The organism is Escherichia sp. MOD1-EC7003, assembly GCF_002965065.1.
GTDB lineage: Bacteria > Pseudomonadota > Gammaproteobacteria > Enterobacterales > Enterobacteriaceae > Escherichia.
In genome coordinates this window covers 1-24,478 of record NZ_PTRE01000007.1, presented here as the reverse complement: position 1 = coordinate 24,478, position 24,478 = coordinate 1, and the positions used below count along the sequence as shown (strand labels likewise).

The following is a 24,478-nucleotide window of genomic DNA, read 5'->3' as shown; positions in this document are numbered from 1 at the left end:
GCCCTGGAAAGTTGATCTGAGCTCTCAGTAAATATCAATACGGTTCTGACGAGCCGCTTACAGTGGAGCAGCAACCATGTATTTTAAGTATTTCACCAATGCTACCGTGATTAGCGTAAAGGATTTTTTGGCCTATAATGGGGGTAAACTCAGGATATATCGATTCAAGTAATTTGTCGTAATTTGTTGTGATGATTGAATGAGGGTGAATCTTTCTCAGAAGTTCAATTTCACCGTTGTTTACGATTTCTTTTTCTTGTAACAATGAGTTGAAAATACTAGATACTTTGTATTTAAAATAAATACTTGGCTCATTGCCTGCATCAAATAACTCTGCTGGAAATTCTTTCTCTCCATCACCCCATGCCCACTCGTTATAAGAATCAGAAAATACACTGCCGATATCAATCAACTCGGGGTATTCTGTTTATAATAGGCAAATCTTTTATCGATGTTAGGACATTCATTAGCAAGTTGCTGAAGAAGTTCTTCCCAGTTTGGGCCAGAAAGATATCTCTTGGTTAATCCCGATCCAACAAAAAGTATGGGTTGGCATCCCATTCCTTCAAGACATGTCTTTATATCATCACTAACGTCTTCGATGTATTGATGGTAGTTATTTGGCATTTAAGACTCCTTTGCTGTGCAATCTTATTAAATCGCTTGCATGAGGCGGTGGCGGTTGTGCACAAATTCACCCCACCAATTCATCAAGTCTATACGTTGTTCAAGGTAAGTTGAACGATTGTATGCTCTTCGAACTTCATTTTTATCACTGTGAGCAAGTGCCGCTTCAATTACGTCCGGATTAAAACCAGCTTCATTTAGTGCTGTACTTGCTATAGAACGTAATCCATGAGCAACAAGCTTCCCACCATAACCAATGCGCTTAAGCGCGGCATTCGCAGTCTGGCTATTCATTGGTTGTTTAGGGTCATTTCTGCTTGGGAAAACATGCTCACGATGTGCGCTAATAGGTTGCATCACTTCTAGAATTTCTAATGCCTGCGTGGATAAAGGAACTATGTGCTCTCGTTTGGCCTTCATCCGTTCGGCTGGAATCATCCAGAGCTTTGCATCGAGATCGATCTCTGCCCATCGAGCACCGGAAGCTTCAGCAGGACGCACTAGAGTCAGAAGCTGCCATTCAATGAGACAGCGAGTCGGAACAGACAGATTTGACATGAACAAAGAACGCATCAGCTTTGGTAATTCTTCTGGCCTCAGCGTCGGCATGTTTTGTTTTCTGGGCTTTTCAAAGGCCATCCCAACACCTGATGCTGGATTGGCATCAATCAGACCAGTGTTTACGGCATAAATCATTATCTCGTTAATGCGCTGTACAAGTCGGCGCACTGTCTCGAGTGCTCCACGAGCTTTGATTGGCTCAAGGGCTTCAACTAGTGTTCGGGCTTTTATTTGCTGGACAGGAATCTCCCCGATGGCAGGGAATACGTCTTTTTCCAGTGAGCGCCATATATCTTTAGCGTAATCAGGGGTAACGCTTTTGCTTTTTATCTGGAACCAGTTGGTCGCAACAGTCGAAAAAATACTGTCTAGAGCTATCTGTTGTTGTTCTTCGATAAATTCAGCTTGAACTTGTGGGTCTATACCATTAGCCAACAAAGCAAGGTAATCCGCTCTTAACCGTCGAGCATCAGCAAGTGAAAGGGCGGGGAAAGCACCAAGCCCCATCATTGTCCGCTGTTTTGTTGCTGGACGTTGATAACGGAAACGCCACAACTTCTTACCGTTCGTTTTAATGAGCAGAAAAAGGCCATCGCCATCATGTAACGTTAGATCCTTTTCTAACGCTTTAGCGCGCAGAACTTCTGTGTTGGTCAGGGGGCGTGTCGTTCTTGCCACTGTGACCGCTCCTTCATGAATTGGTATACGCGTTTAGGTATACATCCTACCGTATACCTAAACGTATACCAATAATCACTGGATTTAGCTGGATATCCTCGGACAACGGTAGACACAAAAAAGCCCGCAGAGCTTGTGCCATGCGGGCTTTCAGGATTTCTCCGGACGTATCCGGAAGAGCAAGTGGTGGAGCTGGCGGGAGTTGAACCCGCGTCCGAAATTCCTACATCCTCGGTACTACATGCTTAGTCAGTCTTTACATTCGCTTGCCAGCTGCGGACGGACACGCCACTAACAAACTAGCCTGATTAAGTTTTAACGCTTCAACCCCAGGCAGGGCTTCCACGCGATCTCTTTTGGGTTTGACCTCTCTTGATCCCCGTCCTAAGAGCGGAGGCTAGGGAGAGAGGGCTCTGAGCAGGTTATTAAGCTGCTAAAGCGTAGTTTTCGTCGTTTGCGACTATTTTTTGCGGCTTTTTACGAGGCCAACCGCCCCTCGGCATGCACCTTGGGTTTCGCAAATCCCGTCGAATCCAGAATCAGCCCCAATGTGTAACGGTAAGTATACCAGATTTATGAGCGCCATGACCAGCCTCAATGGCGTTATCGTTAAATATTTAGCGCCCATGTAGCCTGATTTTTATTCGATTAAGCAACGAGATGGCAACATTTGCGTCGGATGTGATAGCTAATAAGGTGTTCATTCGCGCCGCCGGAGAGGGAGGCGCGGTGAGGAGCTGGTCAATAATTGGAATGCAGGTTTAACGGTGGGCGTTTTTCATGATACGCGCTTTATCCACCTGCCATTCGCGTTCTTTGATATCTGAACGTTTATCGTGCTGCTTCTTACCTTTGGCGACGCCGATTTTCACTTTGCACCAGGCATTTTTCCAGTACAGGGAGAGCGCCACTACGGTATAGCCTTCTCGATTGACGCGACCGTACAATGAGTCCAGTTCGCGCTGGTTGAGAAGTAACTTGCGGGTACGGGTAGGATCGCACACCACATGCGTGGAAGCTACAGCCATTGGCGTGATGTTAGCGCCAAACAGGAATGCTTCTCCGTCACGTAGAAGGACGTAGCTGTCGCTGATATTGGCTTTTCCTGCGCGCAGGGATTTAACTTCCCAGCCTTGCAGGGCAAGTCCCGCTTCGAACTCTTCTTCGATAAAGTATTCGTGACGGGCGCGCTTGTTAAGCGCGATGGTCGCTGAACCAGGTTTATGTGCTTTTTTCTTCGTCATAAGCGTCGTGAATCATCGGTAATCTGAAATCGAAAACACCCCATATCATTCCTGCGGGGGACAAGGCTCTATCTTAGCATGAACCCGAAGTTACCCGGCGCCGGGATAGCGTTTTTTTTACAGCAGGATAAATGATATTATTTGTTGGATTTTTGTTGATGGAAATTGTTATGCCTCAGATTAGCCGGACCGCACTGGTACCCTACAGCGCGGAGCAAATGTATCAGTTAGTGAATGACGTTCAGTCTTATCCTCAGTTTTTGCCGGGTTGTACCGGAAGTCGGATTCTGGAGTCTACTCCTGGGCAGATGACCGCGGCGGTAGATGTCTCTAAGGCTGGGATCAGCAAAACGTTTACTACCCGCAACCAGTTGACCAGTAACCAAAGTATTCTTATGAATCTGGTGGATGGGCCGTTCAAGAAATTGATCGGCGGTTGGAAGTTTACGCCGTTGAGTCAGGATGCGTGCCGCATCGAGTTTCATCTCGACTTTGAGTTTACCAATAAGCTGATTGAACTTGCTTTTGGTCGCGTATTTAAAGAGCTGGCGGCTAATATGGTCCAGGCTTTTACGGTTCGTGCAAAAGAGGTTTACAGTGCCAGGTAAAATTGCTGTTGAGGTGGCTTATGCATTGCCAGAGAAGCAATACCTGCAACGTGTAACAGTGCAGGAGGGGGCTACGGTTGAAGAGGCAATTCGCGCCAGTGGTTTGTTGGAACTGCGTACAGATATTGATTTAACTAAAAACAAAGTCGGCATTTACAGCCGTCCAACAAAACTCAGCGATACGGTGCATGATGGCGATCGTGTGGAGATTTATCGCCCTCTCATTGCCGATCCGAAAGAGCTTCGTAGACAGCGGGCAGAAAAATCAGCGAATAAATAGCAGGTGGAAAAAAAGGTGCTTATTGAGCACCTTTTTTAACGTCTTTGAGAGCAACTTTAATTATTCGTTACCACTCAGCGCAGGTTTGTTATCAATGTTGGTTAATACACCGCTGCTATTAAAGGTCAGCGTCAGCGTTTGCTGCGTTACACCTTCATGACCTGGTTGTTGGCGGAAGACATAGAACCAGGTATCAGTACCAAATGGATCGGACATCAGCGGTGTACCCAATGCGTACGCAACTTGTTGTTGCGTCATGCCAACACGTATTTTGGATACGTCGTTAGCGGTCAGGTAGTTCCCCTGGTTGATGTCAGGACGGTAAACCACTCGCTCCAGAGTGGAACAGCCTGCGGTCAACATCAATAGTACTGCTGCTGCAGCAGTCAGCGTTTTACAGCGCATAGTGATTTGATTCCTTTTCGGGCCCGAGCAGTACGTGGCTCATCTGTAATATGCCGATGATAATAGACCTTTCATCACTTTAAAACCTTTTGCTTTCCGGTCTTACGGCGTTTTGCTGTTTACTCTGACCGTGAAGCAGGAAAAAAGTTTACGCCGCAAGCAGTTCTTTCGCATTCGCCAGTGTGTTACGTGTGACTTCACTGCCACCAAGCAGGCGCGCCAGCTCCTGTAACCGCGCTTTTTTATCCAGGGATTGCATATGCGTTTCGGTCATCGCACCATCGGTGTCTTTGCTGACAAAATAGTGTTGATGACCACATCCCGCGACTTGTGGCAGGTGGGTAACACACATTACCTGGGTTGATTCGCCAAGTTGACGCAGCAATTTGCCGACGACGGCAGCTGTTGGGCCGCTAATCCCCACATCCACTTCATCAAAAATCAGTGCCGGGGTTTCCATTTTACGCGCCGTGATGACCTGAATTGCCAATGCGATGCGGGACAATTCACCACCGGATGCGACTTTGGCAATAGGTTGCATTGGCTGACCTGGGTTGGTGGTTACCCGGAACTCAATACGATCGGCACCGTCAGCGCCCAGGTGATGTTCGTCAAATTTAACATCAATCGTAAACTGCCCATGCGGCATAGAGAGCGCCTGCATACTGTCGGTGATCAGCTGTGCAAGTTCTTCTGCATAGTGCTGGCGTTGCTGGTGTAATGCACGTGCCGTTTCCAGCGCTTGTTGATGATGTTTCGTTACCGCCAGCGCGAGAGTTTCTTGTGAGTCGGCCTGATCGTCCAGTTGCTGCTGTTCTTCTAGTAGCGACTGGTAATACTGTGGCAATGCCTCTGGGTTAACGTGATGTTTACGTGCCAGCGAAATCTGTTTTGAGATGCGCTGTTCAAGTTCAAACAATCGATTAGGATCGAGATCCAGACGATCGCAGTAGTGGCGCAGTTCGTCGCTGGCTTCAGCAATCTGGATGGCAGCTTCTTCCAGCATATCAAGTACGCCGGACAGTTTGCTGTCCATGCCAGTCAATTCGCTCACCAGCTGTTTAGCTGTGTAAAGCTGACTTTGCAGGTTTGCGTCTTCGCCGTCGGCCATTAATGCCAATGCATTCTGGCTGGTCGTCAGCAATTGACCGCTGTTCGCCAGACGTTTGTACTCTTCGTCGATTTGCTCAAACTCTCCGGGCTGCGGATTAAATTCGTTAAGTTCTTTTAATTGGTATTGCAGCAGTTCCGCACGGGCGGCGCGCTCCTGACTGAGTTGTTGATGATGCGCGAGGTCGCGACAGCTTTGGTGCCACAATTGATAACGTGCATTCATTTCCAGGAGCAGAGAGGTTTCATTGGCGTAGCCATCAAGCAGGAATTTTTGGTGCTCGGGTTTGGTGAGTAACTGATGAGCGTGCTGACCATGGATCTGAATGAGCAACTGACCCAGTTCGCGCAGTTGTGACAGAGGAACCGCTGTACCGTTGATAAAACCACGGGAGCGACCATCGCTACTGATGACGCGACGAAGCAGGCATTCATGGCCATCTTCCAGTTGGTTTTCTTCCAGCCAGCGCAGTGCTGCGGGTGTAGCTTTCAGAGAAAAACGGGCACACAGGTCTGCGCGAGTAGCGCCGGTACGCACCATGTCGGCTTCAGCACGACCACCGAGACACAGGCCGAGTGCATCTATTGCAATAGATTTACCCGCGCCAGTCTCGCCGGTTATTACGGTCATGCCGCTGTGAAAGTCAATCTCAAGCTCACGAACGATAGCAAAGTTGCTGATGGTCAGTTGTGCCAACATAGTTGTTTTCCTGTATGAAAAACCATTACTGTTATTGTGTACAGTATAAACTGGTTTTATATACAGTAAAGAGGCTGGTGTGAAATTAGAATAATTTTTTTGACCAGCCGAGTTTGGTGCTTAATGTATTGAAATAGCTGTAATCTTTCGGATGAATCAGATTCAGGTGGTAATCACAGCGACGAATCAGGACATCTTCACCTTCCTGAATCGGCAGTGCTATCTGGCTGTCGCAACTGATTTCCAGGTCGTTACGGCGATGTGAAAAACGTAGACGGATCGTGCTGTTGCTGTTTATGACCAGTGGTCGCGCTGACAACGTATGCGGGAACATGGGCACCAGGGTAATCGCATCCAGAGAAGGGGTCAGAATCGGACCGCCCGCTGAGAGGGAATAGGCTGTGGAGCCTGTTGGCGTCGAAATGATCAGCCCATCGGAACGCTGAGAAAACGCAAAAATCTCGTCGATATACACCTCGAACTCAATCATATGCGCCACTTTGCCTGGATGAAGTACCACTTCGTTAATCGCCGTGCTGATGCGTTTCTGGCAATCTTGCTGACAGACCTGCGCCTCCAGCAAAAAACGTTTCTCGCTGATGTAGTGGCCTTCCAGTACATCGGCTAATTGTTGCTGGGCGTTATCGGGGTCAAGGTCAGTCAGGAAACCCAGATTGCCGCGGTTGATTCCAATAACTTTAATGTCGTAGCGGGCGAGCGTGCGCGCCGCGCCCAGCATATTGCCATCGCCGCCAACGACTACCGCGAGATCAGCCAGTTGCCCAATCTCCGCGAGCGTTCCTGTTTTCACATTCTTCAGTTGCAGTTCATGAGCGATTTGTTGCTCAACGATGACCTCGTAACCTTTTGTGCACAGCCAGCGGTAGAGCATTTCATGTGTTGTCAGTGCAGTGGGGTGCCGTGGGTGTCCCACAATGCCAATACACTTGAAATGATTATTCATTTTCCGAGGTCCTTGTTGCGAAGATTGATGACAATGTGAGTGCTTCCCTTGAAACCCTGAAACTGATCCCCATAATAAGCGAAGTTAGCGAGATGAATGCGAAAAAAACGCGGAGAAATTCATGAGTAGTAAAGAACAGAAAACGCCTGAGGGGCAAGCCCCGGAAGAAATTATCATGGATCAGCACGAAGATATTGAGGCAGTTGAGCCAGACGCTTCTGCTGAGCAGGTGGATCCGCGCGATGAAAAAATTGCGAATCTCGAAGCTCAGCTGGCTGAAGCCCAGACCCGTGAACGTGACGGCATTTTGCGCGTAAAAGCGGAAATGGAAAACCTGCGTCGTCGTACTGAACTGGATATCGAAAAAGCCCACAAATTCGCGCTGGAGAAATTCATCAACGAATTGCTGCCGGTGATTGATAGTCTGGATCGCGCGCTGGAAGTTGCTGATAAGGCTAACCCGGATATGTCCGCGATGGTCGAGGGCATTGAGCTGACGTTGAAGTCAATGCTGGATGTTGTGCGTAAGTTTGGCGTTGAAGTGATCGCCGAAACTAACGTGCCGCTGGACCCGAATGTGCATCAGGCCATCGCAATGGTGGAATCGGATGACGTTGCGCCAGGTAACGTACTGGGCATTATGCAGAAGGGTTATACACTGAACGGTCGTACGATTCGCGCGGCGATGGTTACTGTAGCGAAGGCAAAAGCTTAATTTCTGTTTTCGTAATAAATCACGGCCCTGCATGCGAATGTCGGGCCGTTTTCGTTACTCCGACACACTCTCGCGCAGCGGTTTCACAGGAAAAACTCTTACCTGCTTAATCATATTGTCCTGTACATCGAGAATATCGATATCGTACTCGCAAATACGCACGCGAGTGCCTGCGACAGGAATCTCTTCCAGTGCCTCAAGAATGACGCCATTAACTGTGCGGGCATCATCTTCCGGTAGATGCCAGTTAAAGGCTTTGTTGATTTCCCGCACGTTGGCAGTGCCATCAATAATCACTGAGCCGTCATTTTGCGGCGTGACCTCTTCGGCAAGTGTTGGCGACATTGACGTGGTGAAATCGCCGACAATCTCTTCCAGAATATCTTCAACCGTCACCAACCCCTGAATATCTCCATACTCGTTGACGACCAGGCCGACTTTCTTTTTGTTGCGCTGAAACTTCACCAGCTGCGTACTAAGCGGTGTGCCTTCCGGGACAAAATAGATTTCGTCTGCGGCGCGCAGCATAGTTTCTTTAGTGAACTCTTTTTTCTCCGACATGAGTCGCCAGGCTTCACGTACTCGCAGCATGCTGATGGCGTCATCCAGCGAGTCACGGTAGAGCACGATGCGTCCGTGAGGTGAGTGAGAGAGTTGGCGGAGAATTGATTTCCAGTCATCGTTGATATCAATACCGATAATTTCACTGCGAGGTACCATGATGTCATCGACAGTCATTTTTTCCAGATCGAGTACCGACAACAGCATATCCTGATTGCGACGGGAAATTTGTGACCGCGATTCATGCACAATGGTGCGCAACTCTTCTTTGCTTAAAGAGCCGCTAACCACGATATCGGTTTTGATGCCCATCATGCGCATTAACATGCGGGTAATCGCGTTCAGCAACCAGACCAGCGGCATCATCAAAATTTGCAGCGGTGCTAACAGAAAACTACTTGGATAGGCGACTTTTTCCGGGTACAACGCGGCAATGGTTTTCGGCAATACTTCAGCAAAAACCAGTACGACAAACGTCAGCACACCAGTCGCAATTGCCACGCCCGCATCGCCGTACAAACGCATCCCAACAATAGTGCCGAGCGCGGAGGCCAGAATATTGACCAGATTATTGCCGATTAACACCAGGCTAATCAGGCGGTCTGGCTTACGCAGCAATTTTTCGACGCGTTTGGCCGAGCGATTACCCTGTTTCGCCATATGCCGCAGACGATAGCGGTTGAGTGTCATCATTCCGGTTTCGGACCCGGAAAAATAGGCTGAAATGACCACCATGATGATCAGAATAATGATCAACGTGGTAGTAGAAATGTGTTCCAGGGGAAACTCCTTTTCTGGGGTTAGCTGATTAACTGCTGGACAATACGGCTGCCGAAGTAGGCCAGTGTCAGAATGACCGCACCAGCGACGTTAAACCAGACGACGCGTCGTCCACGCCATCCTTCATGATAATGTCCCCACAGCAGCACAATATAGACAAACCATGCCACAATAGAGAGCACGGCCTTGTCGATATTTTCCATGCTAAATAAGTTGTGCATGTAGAACAGACCAGTGCAAAGAGTGAGCGTTAGTAGCACCACGCCAATTTGTGTGATGTGGAACATTTTACGCTCGATACTCATTAATGGTGGCATTTCCTGGTTAAATGCCAGCTTCTTGTTCTTCAGTTGGTAATCAATCCATGCCAGTTGCAGCGCGTACAGGGCGGCAATAATCAGCGTGGCATAGGAAAAGAGCGATAAGCCAATGTGCACCAGCATCCCAGGCGTTGCTTCCAGATGGGTGATGTATTCATTGGGCATGAAGGTCGCCAGCGCCAGGTTGATAAGCGCAAAGGCATAAATAATGGGTAGCAGCAACCAGCCGCGGTTGCGAGAAGCCACGATGGTCATCACCGTACCGATCATCAAACTGACCAGCGAACCAACGTTCAGAAGGCTGAGGTTTTGTCCGCTATCACCGTCGGGCAGGATGCGGGCTTCCAGAGCGATTGCGTGGCAGACCAGCGCGATGACCGCAGAAATAATAGCCATGCGCTGCCAGCCGCCGTTTTTTTGCAGCAGACCGGGAACAATCAGCGCAAGACTGACGGAGTAGGCGACAAGCGCGAGCAGAGCAAAAACGGGCATAGTGGTGTCGACAGTTTGAGCAATAAGAAAGAGAAGCAGTATAGCGTCAGGTGAACGCTGCTCCAACCGTTGCATAACAACAAAGACGCCTTCATGTTATACTGCGGCAAAATACTGATGATGTGTCGCGATTGCGGCCAACCGTTTCCACCCCAGGCGAGAGACAATGTTTGATAATTTAACCGATCGTTTGTCGCGCACGCTGCGCAATATCAGTGGCCGTGGACGCCTCACTGAAGACAACGTAAAAGATACGCTGCGCGAAGTGCGCATGGCGCTGCTGGAGGCGGACGTCGCTCTGCCGGTAGTGCGTGAGTTTATCAATCGCGTAAAAGAGAAAGCGGTTGGTCATGAAGTTAATAAGAGCCTGACGCCGGGGCAGGAGTTCGTCAAAATCGTCCGTAACGAACTGGTTGCGGCGATGGGCGAAGAGAACCAGACCCTGAATCTGGCTGCGCAACCGCCTGCAGTCGTGCTGATGGCGGGCCTGCAAGGTGCCGGTAAAACAACCAGTGTCGGTAAACTCGGTAAGTTCCTGCGCGAGAAGCACAAGAAAAAAGTGCTGGTGGTTTCTGCCGACGTTTATCGTCCGGCGGCAATCAAACAACTTGAGACGCTGGCAGAGCAGGTGGGCGTCGACTTCTTCCCTTCAGATGTTGGTCAGAAACCGGTTGATATCGTTAACGCGGCGCTGAAAGAAGCCAAACTGAAATTCTACGACGTGCTGCTGGTGGATACCGCGGGTCGTTTGCACGTTGACGAAGCGATGATGGACGAGATCAAACAAGTCCATGCGTCGATTAATCCGGTTGAAACCCTGTTTGTGGTTGACGCCATGACCGGTCAGGATGCGGCCAATACGGCGAAAGCATTCAATGAAGCGTTACCTCTTACCGGCGTAGTGTTGACCAAAGTGGACGGCGATGCCCGCGGCGGTGCGGCGCTTTCTATTCGTCACATTACAGGCAAACCGATCAAGTTCCTCGGTGTTGGCGAGAAAACTGAGGCGCTGGAGCCGTTCCATCCGGACCGCATCGCGTCGCGTATTCTCGGCATGGGCGATGTTCTGTCGCTGATCGAAGATATCGAAAGCAAAGTTGACCGCGCACAGGCTGAGAAATTAGCCAGCAAGCTGAAAAAAGGCGACGGCTTCGATCTCAACGATTTCCTTGAGCAACTGCGTCAGATGAAAAATATGGGCGGCATGGCCAGCCTGATGGGCAAACTGCCGGGTATGGGGCAGATCCCGGATAACGTCAAGTCGCAGATGGACGATAAAGTGCTGGTGCGTATGGAAGCCATCATCAACTCGATGACGATGAAAGAGCGCGCTAAGCCAGAAATTATCAAAGGTTCGCGTAAACGCCGTATCGCTGCCGGTTGCGGTATGCAGGTGCAGGACGTTAACCGTCTTCTGAAGCAGTTCGACGACATGCAGCGCATGATGAAGAAAATGAAGAAGGGGGGAATGGCGAAGATGATGAGAAGCATGAAGGGAATGATGCCGCCGGGATTTCCTGGTCGATAATCGGCCTGACTTGTTTGCCATTTTGGCACCGGGGTGTGCTCGTCATCCTCACGTATTACGTGTACGCTCCGGTGACAGCGCGCATTCCGGCACCAAACTGGCTGCACCGCCAACGGCCTTTTACAGCAGAGTTAGCAACTGTTGATTGCAATTCCCGCAAAAATGAGTAAAATTTTCGGGCTTTTAATATGACACCGGACTCCGTTCCTCGATGGGGGCCGGTTGTTTTATTCACACAAGAGGATGTTATGGTAACTATTCGTTTAGCACGTCACGGCGCTAAAAAGCGTCCGTTCTACCAGGTTGTTGTCGCTGACAGCCGTAATGCACGCAACGGTCGCTTCATCGAGCGCGTTGGTTTCTTCAACCCAATCGCCAGCGAAAAAGAAGAAGGCACTCGCCTGGATCTGGATCGCATCGCTCACTGGGTTGGCCAGGGCGCAACTATTTCTGATCGCGTTGCTGCGCTGATCAAAGAAGTAAACAAAGCAGCTTAATCTGTCACGGTGGTCATGATGAGCAAACAACTCACCGCGCAAGCACCTGTTGATCCCATCGTTTTGGGAAAAATGGGTTCGTCTTACGGTATTCGTGGGTGGCTCAGAGTGTTTTCTTCCACCGAAGACGCCGAAAGCATTTTTGACTATCAGCCCTGGTTTATCCAGAAGGCGGGTCAGTGGCAGCAAGTCCAGCTGGAAAGCTGGAAGCACCACAATCAGGACATGATCATCAAGCTGAAAGGCGTTGACGATCGTGATGCGGCGAACCTGCTGACGAATTGTGAAATTGTCGTGGATTCATCGCAACTGCCTCAGCTTGAAGAGGGTGACTACTACTGGAAAGACCTGATGGGCTGCCAGGTAGTAACCACAGAAGGCTACGATCTCGGTAAAGTCGTCGATATGATGGAAACCGGATCTAATGACGTTCTCGTCATTAAGGCAAACCTGAAAGATGCGTTTGGTATCAAGGAACGTCTCGTACCGTTCCTCGATGGGCAGGTTATCAAGAAAGTCGATCTCACTACTCGTTCAATCGAAGTAGATTGGGATCCTGGTTTTTAAACCACCGGATAAACGGTAAAAGACGGCGCTATGTGGATTGGCATAATTAGCCTGTTTCCTGAAATGTTCCGCGCAATTACCGATTACGGGGTAACTGGCCGGGCAGTTAAAAATGGCCTGCTGAGCATCCAGAGCTGGAGTCCTCGCGACTTCACGCATGACCGGCACCGTACCGTGGACGATCGTCCTTACGGCGGTGGACCGGGGATGTTAATGATGGTGCAACCCTTGCGGGATGCCATTCATGCAGCAAAAGCCGCGGCGGGTGAAGGCGCAAAGGTGATTTATCTGTCACCACAGGGGCGCAAGCTTGATCAAGCGGGCGTCAGCGAACTGGCAACGAATCAAAAATTGATTCTGGTATGCGGTCGCTACGAAGGTATAGATGAGCGCGTGATCCAAACCGAAATTGACGAAGAATGGTCAATTGGCGATTACGTTCTCAGTGGTGGTGAGTTACCAGCAATGACGCTGATTGACTCCGTTTCCCGGTTTATTCCGGGAGTACTGGGACATGAAGCCTCGGCAACGGAAGATTCCTTTGCTGAAGGATTGCTGGATTGCCCGCACTATACGCGGCCTGAGGTGTTAGAAGGGATGGACGTTCCGTCGGTGTTACTGTCGGGCAACCATGCCGAGATACGTCGCTGGCGTTTGAAACAGTCGCTGGGCCGTACCTGGCTTAGAAGACCTGAACTTCTGGAAAACCTGGCTCTGACTGAAGAGCAAGCAAGGTTGCTGGTGGAGTTCAAAACGGAACACGCACAACAGCAACATAAACATGATGGGATGGCGTAAGCCCCCGAGATATCAGTTTACCCAGGATAAGAGATTAAATTATGAGCAACATTATTAAGCAACTTGAACAAGAGCAGATGAAGCAGGACGTACCTTCCTTCCGTCCGGGTGATACCGTGGAAGTGAAAGTATGGGTTGTTGAAGGTTCCAAAAAACGTCTGCAGGCATTCGAGGGCGTGGTTATCGCTATTCGTAACCGCGGTCTGCACTCTGCATTCACTGTTCGTAAAATTTCCAACGGCGAAGGCGTTGAGCGTGTCTTCCAGACTCACTCTCCGGTAGTTGACAGCATTTCTGTCAAACGTCGTGGTGCTGTTCGTAAAGCTAAACTGTACTACCTGCGTGAGCGTACTGGTAAGGCTGCTCGTATCAAAGAGCGTCTTAACTAAGATTTCGCTTAAGCGACATCCTGTTAAGAAGGGCTGGCCAATGGGCTGGCCCTTTTTTTATCCGGTGCGCCGTAAAACCCCGTCCTGTAGGGCGTGGAGGATGTTAACTGTTTGATCGTGTTTTAAGGTGTCGTAATCACCACTGCGACGCGGCGGTTCTCGGCGCGGTCCTGGGCGGTCTTGTTGCTGGCGATGGGATATTTTTCCCTAAACCCTGTGCGGTACGTAGCTGCTGAGTATTTTTAGCCTGTAAGTGAAGCTGCCACTCTTCCATTTCATCCAGCAGACTGTTGAAGTCGAGTGCGAAGCGGTGAAATTCTGCAATGCGCTCTTCCGAAACTTTATTGGTGGGGGGGTAATTAATTTAATCGTATTGTACTGGCATTTTCATCAACCCCTTTTTGCCATACTTCATGCAGTTGGCTGGTATTTTCAACATTGTTGCAGCTGGCAGGGAAGCTTTTACCGGAGAGTCCTCGGGCATAAGTTAAATCGGTCTGGCAAGTTTTCTTTTGTCCTTCGGCATATCCTTTAAGGTATAGTCCGCGATCTGCCTGTGAATCGCTAAATGCATCATTATCTTTTATGGCGCTGCCCGATATCGCATCTTCCATACCAACATCATACCAGTCGGTGCTGGTCAAGGTTGGCGCGTGAGTATAAGGATCAATCTGACATCCGCTAACTAATAAAGCTAACAAGGGGGCGATAAACTTTTTCATCATTTTTCTCCTTTTTCAAAGCATAGCGGATTGTTTTTGAAGATGGTGTAAATTTATTTGTACGAAAATGGGAGTGTAAAGCGCAAGCAAATTGTCGATGTAAATAAAAGTGTACGAAATACGAATTGAAATCTTTACTTTATATGTTATCGTTATGTCATCCTCGCTGAGGATCAACTATCGCAAACGAGCATAAACAGGATCGCCATCATGCAAAAAGACGCGCTGAATAACGTACATATTACCGACGAACAGGTTTTAATGACCCCGGAACAGCTGAAGACCGCTTTTCCATTAAGTCTGCAACAAGAAGCTCAGATTGCTGACTCGCGTAAAACCATTTCAGATATTATCGCCGGGCGCGATCCTCGTCTGCTGGTAGTATGTGGCCCTTGTTCCATTCATGATCCGGAAACTGCTCTGGAATATGCTCGTCGATTTAAAGCCCTTGCCGCAGAGGTCAGCGATAGCCTCTATCTGGTAATGCGCGTCTATTTTGAAAAACCCCGTACCACTGTAGGCTGGAAAGGGTTGATTAACGATCCGCATATGGATGGCTCCTTTGATGTTGAAACAGGATTAAAGATTGCGCGTAAATTGCTGCTTGAGCTGGTGAATATGGGACTGCCACTGGCGATGGAAGCGTTAGATCCGAATAGCCCGCAATACTTGGGCGATCTGTTTAGCTGGTCAGCCATTGGTGCTCGTACAACGGAATCGCAAACTCACCGTGAAATGGCCTCCGGGCTTTCCATGCCGGTTGGTTTTAAAAACGGCACCGACGGCAGCCTGGCAACGGCAATTAACGCCATGCGCGCTGCCGCCCAGCCGCATCGCTTTGTTGGTATTAACCAGGCAGGGCAGGTTGCGTTGCTACAAACTCAGGGGAATCCGGACGGACATGTGATCCTGCGCGGTGGTAAAGCACCAAACTATAGCCCTGCGGATGTTGCGCAATGTGAAAAAGAGATGGAACAAGCGGGACTGCGCCCGTCTCTGATGGTAGATTGCAGCCACGGTAATTCCAATAAAGATTATCGCCGTCAGCCTGCGGTGGCAGAGTCCGTAGTTGCTCAAATCAAAGATGGCAATCGTTCAATTATTGGTCTGATGATCGAAAGTAATATCCACGAGGGTAATCAGTCTTCCGAGCAACCGCGCAGTGAAATGAAATACGGTGTATCCGTAACAGATGCCTGCATCAGTTGGGAAATGACCGATGCCTTGCTGCGTGATATTCATCAGGATCTGAACGGGCAGCTGACGGCACGCGTGGCTTAAGAGGTTTATTATGGTTGCTGAGTTGACCGCATTACGCGATCAAATTGATGAAGTCGATAAAGAGCTGCTGAATTTATTAGCGAAGCGTCTGGAACTGGTCGCCGAAGTGGGCGAGGTGAAAAGCCGCTTTGGACTGCCTATTTATGTTCCGGAGCGCGAGGCATCTATGCTGGCTTCACGTCGAGCAGAGGCAGAAGCCTTGGGCGTACCGCCAGATCTGATAGAAGATGTTCTGCGTCGGGTGATGCGTGAATCTTACTCCAGTGAAAACGACAAAGGATTTAAAACACTTTGTCCGTCAATGCGTCCGGTGGTTATCGTCGGCGGTGGCGGTCAGATGGGACGCCTGTTCGAGAAGATGCTGACGCTTTCGGGTTATCAGGTGCGGATTCTGGAGCAACATGACTGGGAGCGCGCGGCTGATATTGTTGCCGATGCTGGAATGGTGATTGTCAGCGTACCGATCCACGTTACAGAACAGGTTATCGGCAAATTACCGCCTTTACCGCAAGACTGTATTCTGGTCGATCTGGCATCTGTGAAAAATGGACCGTTACAGGCCATGCTGGCGGCGCACGATGGCCCGGTGCTGGGGTTACACCCGATGTTCGGTCCGGACAGCGGTAGCCTGGCGAAGCAAGTCGTGGTCTGGTGTGATGGACGTCAGCCGGAAGCATACCAATGGTTTCTGGAGCAAATTCAGGTCTGGGGCGCTCGGCTGCATCGGATTAGCGCTGTCGAGCACGATCAGAATATGGCCTTTATTCAGGCATTGCGCCACTTTGCCACTTTTGCTTATGGGCTGCATCTGGCAGAAGAAAATGTCCAGCTTGAGCAACTTCTGGCGCTCTCTTCGCCGATTTACCGCCTTGAGCTGGCGATGGTCGGGCGACTGTTTGCCCAGGATCCGCAGCTTTATGCCGACATCATTATGTCGTCAGAACGTAATCTGGCGTTGATCAAACGTTACTATAAGCGTTTCGGCGAGGCGATTGAGTTGCTGGAGCAGGGCGATAAGCAGGCGTTTATTGACAGTTTCCGCAAGGTGGAACACTGGTTCGGCGATTACGCGCAACGCTTTCAGAGTGAAAGCCGTGTGTTATTGCGTCAGGCGAATGACAGTCGCCAGTAATAATTCAGTGCCGGGTGATTCACATCATCCGGCACTTTTTCATCAGGTTGGATCAACAGGCACGACGTTCTCACTTGGGTAACAGCCCAATACCTTCATCGAACGGGTGATTTCCCCTAACTCTTTCAATGCCTTTTGCATTTCTGTGGATTCCAGATTGGCCTGGATATCCAGATAAAACATCTCTTCCCACGGATTACCATGAATCGGGCGTGATTCCAGACGAGTCATAATCAGATTGTGGTTGCGCAGGACCAGCAACGCTTCAACCAGCGCACCAGCTTGTTGTCCGGTCGCCATTAACAACGTCGTTTTCGCCGGAACCTGGTCAGACACGTTAATGGCTTTACGTGCCAGCACCACAAAGCGGGTGAAGTTTTGTCGCTGATTCGCTTCAATACGCTCCAGTACCTGCAAACCGTACAAAGTGCCGCCAGCTTCGCTTCCCAATGCAGCAACATGCGGTGATTTTTCCTGTGCAACCTTTTCCATTGCCGCAGACGTACTTTCGGTATATTCAATCTTCCAGTGCGGATAACGGTTAAGGAATTTACTGCATTGCTGGAATGGCTGCGGATGGCTGTAGACTGTATTGATGGTGGATAAATCAGTAGTACCGGAGACCAGCAGGCAGTGGTCGATGGTCAGTGTCATTTCGCTAACAATCGACAAACTGGTATGTTGCAGTAAATCGTAAACGTCGTTTATGGCACCGGAACTGGTATTTTCAATTGGTACGACGGCATAGTCGGCCTGGCCGGTTTCCACCTGATTAAAAATATCGGCAAATTTGGCGCAGCCGCTTTCAATGAATTGCTCAAAGTGACGGGCAGCGTACTGGCGCGCCGCAAGATGGGAATAAGAACCTTTGGGGCCGAGAAAAGCAATGCGTGCTGAGTGCGGATTAATTTTATTGAGATGTTGCTGGAGCAAAGCCTGCTGAGTTAATACGGAATCTTCAATGATGAGCTGGAACAGGCGAGTAATATAGTGAGCGTCCAGATAGTGCGCTTTACCGAGCGTAATTAATCTTTCCAGTAAATCGCGTTCACGATCAATATCACGCACCGGGCGATGCGAGAGCAGTTTGGCTTTTCCCACCTCGACGGCCAGTTCGCGCCGCTCTGCCAGTAATGCTAATAATTTTTCATCCAGCGCACTGATTTTTTCTCGTAGCGCCAGTAACGGGTTTTCCGATGTCATAGTGTTGCCTTTTGTTATCTATAAAAAAGGCCCCCCGATTCGGGAGGCCTTATTGTTCGTCTTCGCATTCTGTTTCACACGACGAAACGCCTCCCATTCAGGGGAAGGTAAAAAAGAATGCGAAGAAAAACGGTGTGTGTTTCATGTGTGTTTCCTTTAGTGACTTTAGTACAGTACCCGTACTGTTTTCACGCTGTCAACAAAAAACGCGCCCGAAGGCGCGTTGGCGATACACTCAATATAAAGGACTACTCTTCTTCAACTTCTTCGACGAAGTTGGCGTCTTTCACCGATGTTGCGGCACGACGTGCTTCGCCTTTGTGCTGCAGTTTATTGAGCTGCCGTTCCAGCTTGTTGATCAATTCGTTAATTGCGGTGTACATATCTTCATGTTTACCACTGGCAACCAGAACGCCGTTAGGTGTATTGATAGTGGCGTCAGCAACAAACCCTTGTGGCTCTTTGGACAGAATGATATGTGGATTAATCAGATGTGTTTGCCATTTTTCCAGTTTGGCGAGACGGTCTGCGACATGTTGGCGGATGGCTGGAGTAATTTCCATTTGTTTGCTGGTAATGTTCATTGTCATAAATTTTACCTCTTGTCTTCCCGTCTTGGTGTTTCCAGCATACCTTTCTCAATGTCAAAATGTGTGATTTAAATCACATTTTTTGTCACTTTTTGTCAATGAAATCTTTTTGTGAGTCATCGCATTAACAGGTGAAATTTTACTTGAGGAATTACTAAAACCCAGCCATAGTTGATCAGTTACATTGCCTCTAAGTTATTTAATTTTCGACTTTTTTGCATAAAAAAAAGGCAGCGCATGGCTGCCTGATTGAATAACTGAATAAATCAGGAATTGCTACTGTTAGTGGCGATAATCTTCGCTACTTTTTCAGCTTGCGCATTCATTTGCATCTGACGGTATGCATTTTCCATCAGCGGCAGCGCATCACGTGTAGCCTGGGTATCCGGGTAGTCGCGCAACATGTCTTCTACGCGGTTAACGACGGCAACCCATGCACCACGTTCTGTATAGTACTCGGCAACGGAGTATTCATATTTCGCCAGACGATCTTTCAGGAATACCAGACGCTTGGTGGCATCGGTGGTGTACTGACTGTTCGGATAGCCGCGTACCAGTTTGGAAAAGTCACTAAATGCAGCTCGTGCATGTTGAGGATCGCGATCGCTACGATCTACACCGAAGAACCCTTGCAGCGCGCTGTCATCCAGCGCCATATTGGTCAGACCACGCATGTACATGACATAATCGATATTCGGATGGGTCGGGTTAAGGCGAATAAAACGATCGATGGCGGCCTGTGCTAACGGCAGATCGGCGTTCTTATAGTAAGCGTAGATGAGATCCAACTGCACCTGCTGCGAATACGGACCAAACGGGTAGCGATTATCTAACGCTTCTAATTGCGTTATTGCCTGTTTCCAGTTACCGTCCTGCAACTTTTGCTGAGCGGTCGCGTAAATTTCATTTGGCGGATTATCAGGTACTTCTTCCTTTGACCCCGAGCAACCCGCCAAAAACAGGCTTAGTGTGGCGGCTGCCACCAGATATTTCATGCGCGTCATGACGTTTTGACTTTCCTCAAAATGTAATACGGGAGATTCTCTGTTCCTGCTCCCGGTTAAGACCAGCTACAATAGCACACTATATTAAACGGCAAAGCCGTAAAACCCCAACGATAAACGAAGAAGCAGTATATATGGCACAACGAGTACAGCTCACTGCAACGGTGTCCGAAAACCAACTCGGTCAACGCTTAGATCAGGCTTTGGCCGAAATGTTCCCGGATTATTCACGTTCGCGGATAAAAGAATGGATCCTCGACCAGCGCGTGCTGGTTAACGGCAAAGTTTGTGATAAGCCGAAAGAAAAAGTATTGGGTGGCGAGCAGGTTGCCATCAACGCTGAGATTGAAGAAGAAGCACGTTTTGAACCGCAGGATATCCCGCTGGATATCGTCTATGAAGATGAAGATATCATCGTCATTAATAAACCGCGCGACCTGGTGGTACATCCTGGCGCGGGTAACCCGGATGGCACGGTACTGAATGCGTTGCTTCATTACTATCCACCCATTGCCGATGTACCGCGTGCGGGCATTGTCCATCGTCTGGATAAAGACACCACTGGCCTGATGGTTGTGGCAAAAACCGTTCCGGCTCAGACGCGTTTAGTCGAATCTTTGCAACGGCGTGAAATTACTCGTGAGTATGAAGCGGTGGCAATTGGTCATATGACCGCTGGCGGTACAGTAGATGAACCAATCAGCCGCCACCCGACCAAACGTACTCACATGGCGGTGCATCCAATGGGCAAACCTGCGGTCACTCACTATCGCATCATGGAACACTTCCGTGTGCACACGCGTCTGCGGTTGCGTCTGGAAACTGGACGTACGCACCAGATCCGCGTGCATATGGCCCATATCACACATCCGCTGGTGGGCGATCCGGTTTATGGTGGTCGTCCGCGTCCACCAAAAGGTGCTTCGGAAGCGTTTATATCCACGTTGCGTAAGTTTGACCGTCAGGCGCTTCATGCAACCATGCTGCGTCTTTATCACCCAATCTCCGGCATTGAAATGGAATGGCATGCGCCTATTCCACAAGATATGGTGGAGTTGGTTGAGAAGATGCGCGCTGATTTCGAAGAGCATAAGGATGAAGTGGACTGGTTATGAGTAAGCTGATTGTCCCGCAGTGGCCACTGCCAAAAGGTGTTGCGGCCTGTAGCTCTACCCGTATCGGCGGTGTGAGCTTGCCGCCCTACGACTCGCTCAACCTCGGCGCCCATTGTGGCGATAATCTGGATCACGTTGAGGAGAATCGCAAGCGACTTTTTGCTGCGGGCAAGTTGCCTTCAAAACCGGTCTGGCTTGAGCAAGTACACGGCAAAGATGTGCTTAAGCTTACTGGTGAACCTTATGCCTCAAAACGGGCAGATGCCTCGTATAGCAACACGCCCGGCACAGTTTGCGCCGTGATGACTGCCGACTGCCTGCCTGTGTTGTTTTGCAATCGTGCGGGAACGGAAGTTGCCGCCGCTCATGCAGGCTGGCGCGGGCTGTGCGCTGGTGTGCTGGAAGAGACAGTTTCTTGTTTTACTGATAGTCCGGAAAACATTCTCGTCTGGTTAGGGCCGGCAATTGGTCCACGCGCGTTTGAAGTAGGGGCAGAGGTTCGCGAGGCGTTTATGGCTGTAGACGCCAAAGCGAGTGCAGCTTTCATTCAGCATGGTGATAAGTATCTGGCAGATATTTATCAGCTTGCCCGGCAGCGTCTGGCGAGCGTTGGTGTTGAGCAAATTTTCGGCGGCGAACGTTGTACATATACGGAAAGTGAGACTTTCTTCTCTTATCGTCGCGACAAGATCACCGGTCGTATGGCAAGTTTCATTTGGCTGATATAACCTAAAGAATCAAGACGATCCGGTACGCGTGATTTTCTTTTCACATTAATCTGGTCAATAACCTTGAATAATTGAGGGATGACCTCATTTAATCTCCAGTAGCAACTTTGATCCGTTATGGGAGGAGTTATGCGTCTGGATCGTCTTACTAATAAATTCCAGCTTGCTCTTGCCGATGCCCAATCACTTGCACTCGGGCACGACAACCAATTCATCGAACCACTTCATTTAATGAGCGCCCTGCTGAATCAGGAAGGGGGTTCGGTTAGTCCCTTATTAACATCCGCTGGCATAAATGTTGGTCAGTTGCGCACAGATATCAATCAGGCATTAAATCGTTTACCGCAGGTTGAAGGTACTGGTGGTGATGTCCAGCCATCACAGGATCTGGTGCGCGTTCTTAATCTTTGCGACAAGCTGGCGCAAAAACGTGGTGATAACTTTATCTCGTCAGAACTGTTCGTTCTGGCGGCACTTGAGTCTCGCGGCACGCTGGCCGACATACTAAAAGCAGCAGGGGCGACCACCGCCAATATTACTCAAGCGATTGAACACATGCGCGGAGGTGAAAGCGTGAACGATCAAGGTGCTGAAGACCAACGTCAGGCTTTGAAAAAATACACTATCGACCTTACCGAACGTGCCGAACAGGGCAAACTCGATCCGGTGATTGGTCGTGATGAAGAAATTCGCCGTACCATTCAGGTACTGCAACGTCGTACTAAAAATAACCCGGTGCTGATTGGTGAACCTGGCGTCGGTAAGACTGCTATCGTTGAAGGTCTGGCGCAGCGTATTATCAATGGCGAAGTGCCGGAAGGGTTGAAAGGCCGCCGTGTACTGGCGTTGGATATGGGTGCGCTGGTGGCCGGGGCGAAATATCGCGGTGAGTTTGAAGAACGTTTAAAAGGCGTGCTTAACGATCTCGCTAAACAGGAAGGCAACGTCATCCTGTTTATCGACGAATTGCATACCATGGTCGGTGCAGGTAAAGCCGATGGCGCAATGGACGCCGGGAACATGCTGAAACCGGCGCTGGCGCGTGGTGAACTGCACTGCGTGGGTGCCACGACGCTGGACGAATATCGCCAGTACATCGAAAAAGATGCTGCGCTGGAACGTCGTTTCCAGAAGGTGTTTGTTGCCGAACCAACGGTGGAAGATACCATTGCTATTCTGCGTGGCCTGAAAGAACGTTATGAACTGCACCACCATGTTCAAATTACTGACCCGGCAATTGTTGCAGCGGCGACGTTGTCTCATCGCTACATTGCTGACCGTCAGCTGCCGGATAAAGCCATCGACCTGATCGATGAAGCAGCATCCAGCATTCGTATGCAGATTGACTCAAAACCAGAAGAACTCGACCGACTCGATCGTCGTATTATCCAGCTCAAACTGGAACAACAGGCGTTAATGAAAGAGTCTGATGAAGCCAGTAAAAAACGCCTGGATATGCTCAACGAAGAACTGAGCGACAAAGAACGTCAGTACTCCGGGTTAGAAGAAGAGTGGAAAGCAGAGAAAGCATCGCTTTCTGGTACGCAGACCATTAAAGCGGAACTGGAACAGGCGAAAATCGCCATTGAACAGGCTCGCCGTGTAGGTGACCTGGCGCGGATGTCTGAACTGCAATACGGCAAAATCCCGGAACTGGAAAAGCAACTGGAAGCCGCAACGCAGCTCGAAGGCAAAACTATGCGTCTGTTGCGTAATAAAGTGACCGACGCCGAAATTGCTGAAGTGCTGGCGCGTTGGACGGGGATTCCGGTTTCTCGCATGATGGAAAGCGAGCGCGAAAAACTGCTGCGTATGGAGCAAGAACTGCACCATCGCGTTATTGGTCAGAACGAAGCGGTTGATGCGGTATCTAACGCTATTCGTCGTAGCCGTGCGGGGCTGGCGGATCCAAATCGCCCGATTGGTTCATTCCTGTTCCTCGGCCCAACTGGTGTGGGGAAAACTGAGCTTTGTAAGGCGCTGGCGAACTTTATGTTTGATAGCGACGAGGCGATGGTCCGTATCGATATGTCCGAGTTTATGGAGAAACACTCGGTGTCTCGTCTGGTTGGTGCGCCTCCGGGATATGTCGGTTATGAAGAAGGTGGTTACCTGACCGAAGCGGTGCGTCGTCGTCCGTATTCCGTCATCCTGCTGGATGAAGTGGAAAAAGCGCATCCGGATGTCTTCAACATTCTGTTGCAGGTACTGGATGATGGGCGTCTGACTGACGGGCAGGGGAGAACGGTCGACTTCCGTAATACGGTGGTCATTATGACCTCTAACCTTGGTTCCGATTTGATTCAGGAACGTTTTGGTGAACTGGATTATGCGCACATGAAAGATCTGGTGCTCGGTGTGGTAAGCCATAACTTCCGTCCGGAGTTCATTAACCGTATCGATGAAGTGGTCGTTTTCCATCCGCTGGGTGAACAACACATTGCGTCGATTGCGCAGATTCAGTTGAAACGTCTGTACAAACGTCTGGAAGAACGTGGTTATGAAATCCACATTTCCGACGAGGCGCTGAAACTGCTGAGCGAAAACGGTTACGATCCGGTCTATGGCGCTCGTCCTTTGAAACGTGCAATCCAGCAGCAGATCGAAAACCCGCTGGCACAGCAAATACTGTCTGGTGAATTGGTTCCAGGTAAAGTCATTCGCCTGGAAGTTAATGAAGACCGGATTGTCGCCGTCCAGTAATGATAAAACGAGTCCTTCGGGGCTCGTTTTTGTCTATAAGTTAGACGGAAAAGGCCATATTCAGGATGTTTTGCCTGAAAAGTGAGCGAACGATAAAGTTTTTATATTTTTCGCTTGTCAGGCCGGAATAACTCCCTATAATGCGCCACCACTGACACGGAACAACGGCAAACACG

At 49.5% G+C, this 24,478-nt stretch carries 27 protein-coding genes, 1 other RNA gene, 2 pseudogenes and 1 other annotated feature; of the genes and pseudogenes, 13 read left to right on the top strand and 17 right to left on the bottom strand.

Annotated elements, in window-relative coordinates; all coding sequences use genetic code 11:
- Positions 1 to 34: 34 nt before the first annotated feature.
- The 5 genes from A7090_RS27205 to smpB form a co-directional block, all read right to left on the bottom strand.
- Positions 35 to 412 carry an SIR2 family protein gene (locus A7090_RS27205; RefSeq protein WP_240246328.1) on the bottom strand — a complete coding sequence of 126 codons (378 nt, stop codon included), beginning with the start codon at positions 410 to 412 and terminating at the stop codon, positions 35 to 37.
- Positions 409 to 627 carry a hypothetical protein gene (locus A7090_RS27200; protein WP_240246327.1) on the bottom strand — a complete coding sequence of 73 codons (219 nt, stop codon included), beginning with the start codon at positions 625 to 627 and terminating at the stop codon, positions 409 to 411. Before A7090_RS27200 ends, A7090_RS27205 begins: the two co-directional genes overlap by 4 nt.
- Before the next feature lie 27 nt (positions 628 to 654).
- Positions 655 to 1,866 carry an integrase domain-containing protein gene (locus tag A7090_RS00555; RefSeq protein ID WP_105272613.1) on the bottom strand — a complete coding sequence of 404 codons (1,212 nt, stop codon included), beginning with the start codon at positions 1,864 to 1,866 and terminating at the stop codon, positions 655 to 657.
- Between the two features lie 184 nt (positions 1,867 to 2,050).
- Positions 2,051 to 2,413: a transfer-messenger RNA gene (gene ssrA / locus A7090_RS00550) on the bottom strand.
- 214 nt (positions 2,414 to 2,627) lie between these two features.
- Complete coding sequence (gene smpB / locus A7090_RS00545; protein ID WP_000162574.1) at positions 2,628 to 3,110, bottom strand: SsrA-binding protein SmpB; 483 nt, start codon at positions 3,108 to 3,110, stop codon at positions 2,628 to 2,630.
- A gap of 170 nt (positions 3,111 to 3,280) precedes the next feature.
- Between smpB and ratA the strand changes: the two genes are divergently transcribed.
- Positions 3,281 to 3,718 (top strand): type II toxin-antitoxin system toxin RatA, encoded by a 438-nt coding sequence (gene ratA / locus A7090_RS00540; RefSeq protein ID WP_198599550.1) that lies wholly within the window; start codon positions 3,281 to 3,283, stop codon positions 3,716 to 3,718.
- On the top strand, positions 3,708 to 3,998 hold the full coding sequence (locus A7090_RS00535; protein ID WP_105272611.1) for an RnfH family protein: 291 nt from the start codon (positions 3,708 to 3,710) through the stop codon (positions 3,996 to 3,998). The genes ratA and A7090_RS00535 overlap by 11 nt, the downstream gene beginning before the upstream one ends.
- Before the next feature lie 60 nt (positions 3,999 to 4,058).
- Here A7090_RS00535 and bamE read toward each other — a convergent pair whose 3' ends face one another.
- The 3 genes from bamE to nadK form a co-directional block, all read right to left on the bottom strand.
- The gene (bamE, locus tag A7090_RS00530) at positions 4,059 to 4,403 is read right to left on the bottom strand and encodes an outer membrane protein assembly factor BamE (RefSeq protein WP_105272610.1); all 345 of its coding nucleotides are present in this window, start codon (positions 4,401 to 4,403) and stop codon (positions 4,059 to 4,061) included.
- Between the two features lie 148 nt (positions 4,404 to 4,551).
- Positions 4,552 to 6,213: a DNA repair protein RecN gene (gene recN, locus A7090_RS00525; RefSeq protein ID WP_105272609.1), complete on the bottom strand. Its 1,662-nt coding sequence runs from the start codon at positions 6,211 to 6,213 to the stop codon at positions 4,552 to 4,554.
- 85 nt (positions 6,214 to 6,298) lie between these two features.
- Positions 6,299 to 7,177, bottom strand: a complete 879-nt coding sequence (gene nadK / locus A7090_RS00520; RefSeq protein WP_097431756.1) for an NAD(+) kinase — start codon at positions 7,175 to 7,177, stop codon at positions 6,299 to 6,301.
- A 121-nt stretch (positions 7,178 to 7,298) separates the two neighbouring features.
- Here nadK and grpE point away from each other — a divergent pair, with 121 nt between their 5' ends.
- On the top strand, positions 7,299 to 7,892 hold the full coding sequence (gene grpE / locus A7090_RS00510; RefSeq protein ID WP_105272608.1) for a nucleotide exchange factor GrpE: 594 nt from the start codon (positions 7,299 to 7,301) through the stop codon (positions 7,890 to 7,892).
- 54 nt (positions 7,893 to 7,946) lie between these two features.
- Here grpE and A7090_RS00505 read toward each other — a convergent pair whose 3' ends face one another.
- Both A7090_RS00505 and A7090_RS00500 read right to left on the bottom strand, forming a co-directional pair.
- Positions 7,947 to 9,233, bottom strand: a complete 1,287-nt coding sequence (locus A7090_RS00505; protein WP_157941432.1) for an HlyC/CorC family transporter — start codon at positions 9,231 to 9,233, stop codon at positions 7,947 to 7,949.
- 20 nt (positions 9,234 to 9,253) lie between these two features.
- The gene (locus A7090_RS00500; protein ID WP_105272614.1) at positions 9,254 to 10,045 is read right to left on the bottom strand and encodes a cytochrome C assembly family protein; all 792 of its coding nucleotides are present in this window, start codon (positions 10,043 to 10,045) and stop codon (positions 9,254 to 9,256) included.
- A 166-nt stretch (positions 10,046 to 10,211) separates the two neighbouring features.
- Here A7090_RS00500 and ffh point away from each other — a divergent pair, with 166 nt between their 5' ends.
- The 5 genes from ffh (at position 10,212) to rplS (ending at position 13,824) form a co-directional block, all read left to right on the top strand.
- A complete protein-coding gene (ffh, locus tag A7090_RS00495; RefSeq protein ID WP_000460035.1) occupies positions 10,212 to 11,573 on the top strand; it encodes a signal recognition particle protein in 1,362 nt (453 codons plus the stop codon).
- Positions 11,574 to 11,821: 248 nt separating this feature from the next.
- Positions 11,822 to 12,070: a 30S ribosomal protein S16 gene (rpsP, locus tag A7090_RS00490; RefSeq protein WP_000256450.1), complete on the top strand. Its 249-nt coding sequence runs from the start codon at positions 11,822 to 11,824 to the stop codon at positions 12,068 to 12,070.
- A gap of 18 nt (positions 12,071 to 12,088) precedes the next feature.
- The gene (rimM, locus tag A7090_RS00485; protein ID WP_000043335.1) at positions 12,089 to 12,637 is read left to right on the top strand and encodes a ribosome maturation factor RimM; all 549 of its coding nucleotides are present in this window, start codon (positions 12,089 to 12,091) and stop codon (positions 12,635 to 12,637) included.
- Positions 12,638 to 12,667: 30 nt separating this feature from the next.
- Positions 12,668 to 13,435, top strand: coding sequence for a tRNA (guanosine(37)-N1)-methyltransferase TrmD (gene trmD, locus A7090_RS00480; protein ID WP_105272607.1), 768 nt, complete (start codon positions 12,668 to 12,670; stop codon positions 13,433 to 13,435).
- Positions 13,436 to 13,476: 41 nt separating this feature from the next.
- Positions 13,477 to 13,824 (top strand): 50S ribosomal protein L19, encoded by a 348-nt coding sequence (rplS, locus tag A7090_RS00475; protein ID WP_000065253.1) that lies wholly within the window; start codon positions 13,477 to 13,479, stop codon positions 13,822 to 13,824.
- A 122-nt stretch (positions 13,825 to 13,946) separates the two neighbouring features.
- Here the strand turns inward: rplS and A7090_RS26370 are convergent.
- The 3 genes and pseudogenes from A7090_RS26370 to A7090_RS00470 all read right to left on the bottom strand — a co-directional run.
- Positions 13,947 to 14,039: pseudogene (locus A7090_RS26370) on the bottom strand (OmpA family protein); the annotation flags it as partial.
- A gap of 2 nt (positions 14,040 to 14,041) precedes the next feature.
- Positions 14,042 to 14,173: pseudogene (locus A7090_RS25655) on the bottom strand (diguanylate cyclase DgcN); the annotation flags it as partial.
- A gap of 10 nt (positions 14,174 to 14,183) precedes the next feature.
- Positions 14,184 to 14,549: a DUF2799 domain-containing protein gene (locus A7090_RS00470; RefSeq protein ID WP_105272606.1), complete on the bottom strand. Its 366-nt coding sequence runs from the start codon at positions 14,547 to 14,549 to the stop codon at positions 14,184 to 14,186.
- A gap of 207 nt (positions 14,550 to 14,756) precedes the next feature.
- On the opposite strand from A7090_RS00470, the gene aroF reads away from it, so the two are divergent.
- Together aroF and tyrA are read left to right on the top strand one after the other, a co-directional pair.
- Positions 14,757 to 15,827 (top strand): 3-deoxy-7-phosphoheptulonate synthase AroF, encoded by a 1,071-nt coding sequence (gene aroF, locus A7090_RS00465; protein ID WP_105272605.1) that lies wholly within the window; start codon positions 14,757 to 14,759, stop codon positions 15,825 to 15,827.
- A 10-nt stretch (positions 15,828 to 15,837) separates the two neighbouring features.
- Positions 15,838 to 16,959, top strand: a complete 1,122-nt coding sequence (gene tyrA / locus A7090_RS00460) for a bifunctional chorismate mutase/prephenate dehydrogenase (RefSeq protein ID WP_105272604.1) — start codon at positions 15,838 to 15,840, stop codon at positions 16,957 to 16,959.
- A gap of 42 nt (positions 16,960 to 17,001) precedes the next feature.
- Here tyrA and pheA read toward each other — a convergent pair whose 3' ends face one another.
- The 4 genes from pheA to bamD form a co-directional block, all read right to left on the bottom strand.
- Positions 17,002 to 18,162, bottom strand: a complete 1,161-nt coding sequence (pheA, locus tag A7090_RS00455; protein ID WP_105272603.1) for a bifunctional chorismate mutase/prephenate dehydratase — start codon at positions 18,160 to 18,162, stop codon at positions 17,002 to 17,004.
- A 20-nt stretch (positions 18,163 to 18,182) separates the two neighbouring features.
- Positions 18,183 to 18,308, bottom strand: a sequence feature (Phe leader region).
- Positions 18,260 to 18,307 carry a pheA operon leader peptide PheL gene (gene pheL / locus A7090_RS00450; RefSeq protein ID WP_001386991.1) on the bottom strand — a complete coding sequence of 16 codons (48 nt, stop codon included), beginning with the start codon at positions 18,305 to 18,307 and terminating at the stop codon, positions 18,260 to 18,262. It overlaps the preceding feature by 48 nt.
- Positions 18,309 to 18,410: 102 nt before the next feature.
- Complete coding sequence (gene raiA / locus A7090_RS00445) at positions 18,411 to 18,752, bottom strand: ribosome-associated translation inhibitor RaiA (protein WP_000178456.1); 342 nt, start codon at positions 18,750 to 18,752, stop codon at positions 18,411 to 18,413.
- A gap of 266 nt (positions 18,753 to 19,018) precedes the next feature.
- A complete protein-coding gene (gene bamD, locus A7090_RS00440) occupies positions 19,019 to 19,756 on the bottom strand; it encodes an outer membrane protein assembly factor BamD (RefSeq protein WP_105272602.1) in 738 nt (245 codons plus the stop codon).
- Positions 19,757 to 19,890: 134 nt separating this feature from the next.
- Between bamD and rluD the strand changes: the two genes are divergently transcribed.
- From rluD to clpB, 3 genes are all read left to right on the top strand, one after another.
- Positions 19,891 to 20,871 (top strand): 23S rRNA pseudouridine(1911/1915/1917) synthase RluD, encoded by a 981-nt coding sequence (rluD, locus tag A7090_RS00435; protein WP_105272601.1) that lies wholly within the window; start codon positions 19,891 to 19,893, stop codon positions 20,869 to 20,871.
- Positions 20,868 to 21,599, top strand: a complete 732-nt coding sequence (gene yfiH, locus A7090_RS00430; RefSeq protein ID WP_105272600.1) for a purine nucleoside phosphorylase YfiH — start codon at positions 20,868 to 20,870, stop codon at positions 21,597 to 21,599. Before rluD ends, yfiH begins: the two co-directional genes overlap by 4 nt.
- 129 nt (positions 21,600 to 21,728) lie before the next feature.
- Complete coding sequence (gene clpB / locus A7090_RS00425; protein ID WP_105272599.1) at positions 21,729 to 24,302, top strand: ATP-dependent chaperone ClpB; 2,574 nt, start codon at positions 21,729 to 21,731, stop codon at positions 24,300 to 24,302.
- Positions 24,303 to 24,478 lie beyond the last annotated feature (176 nt).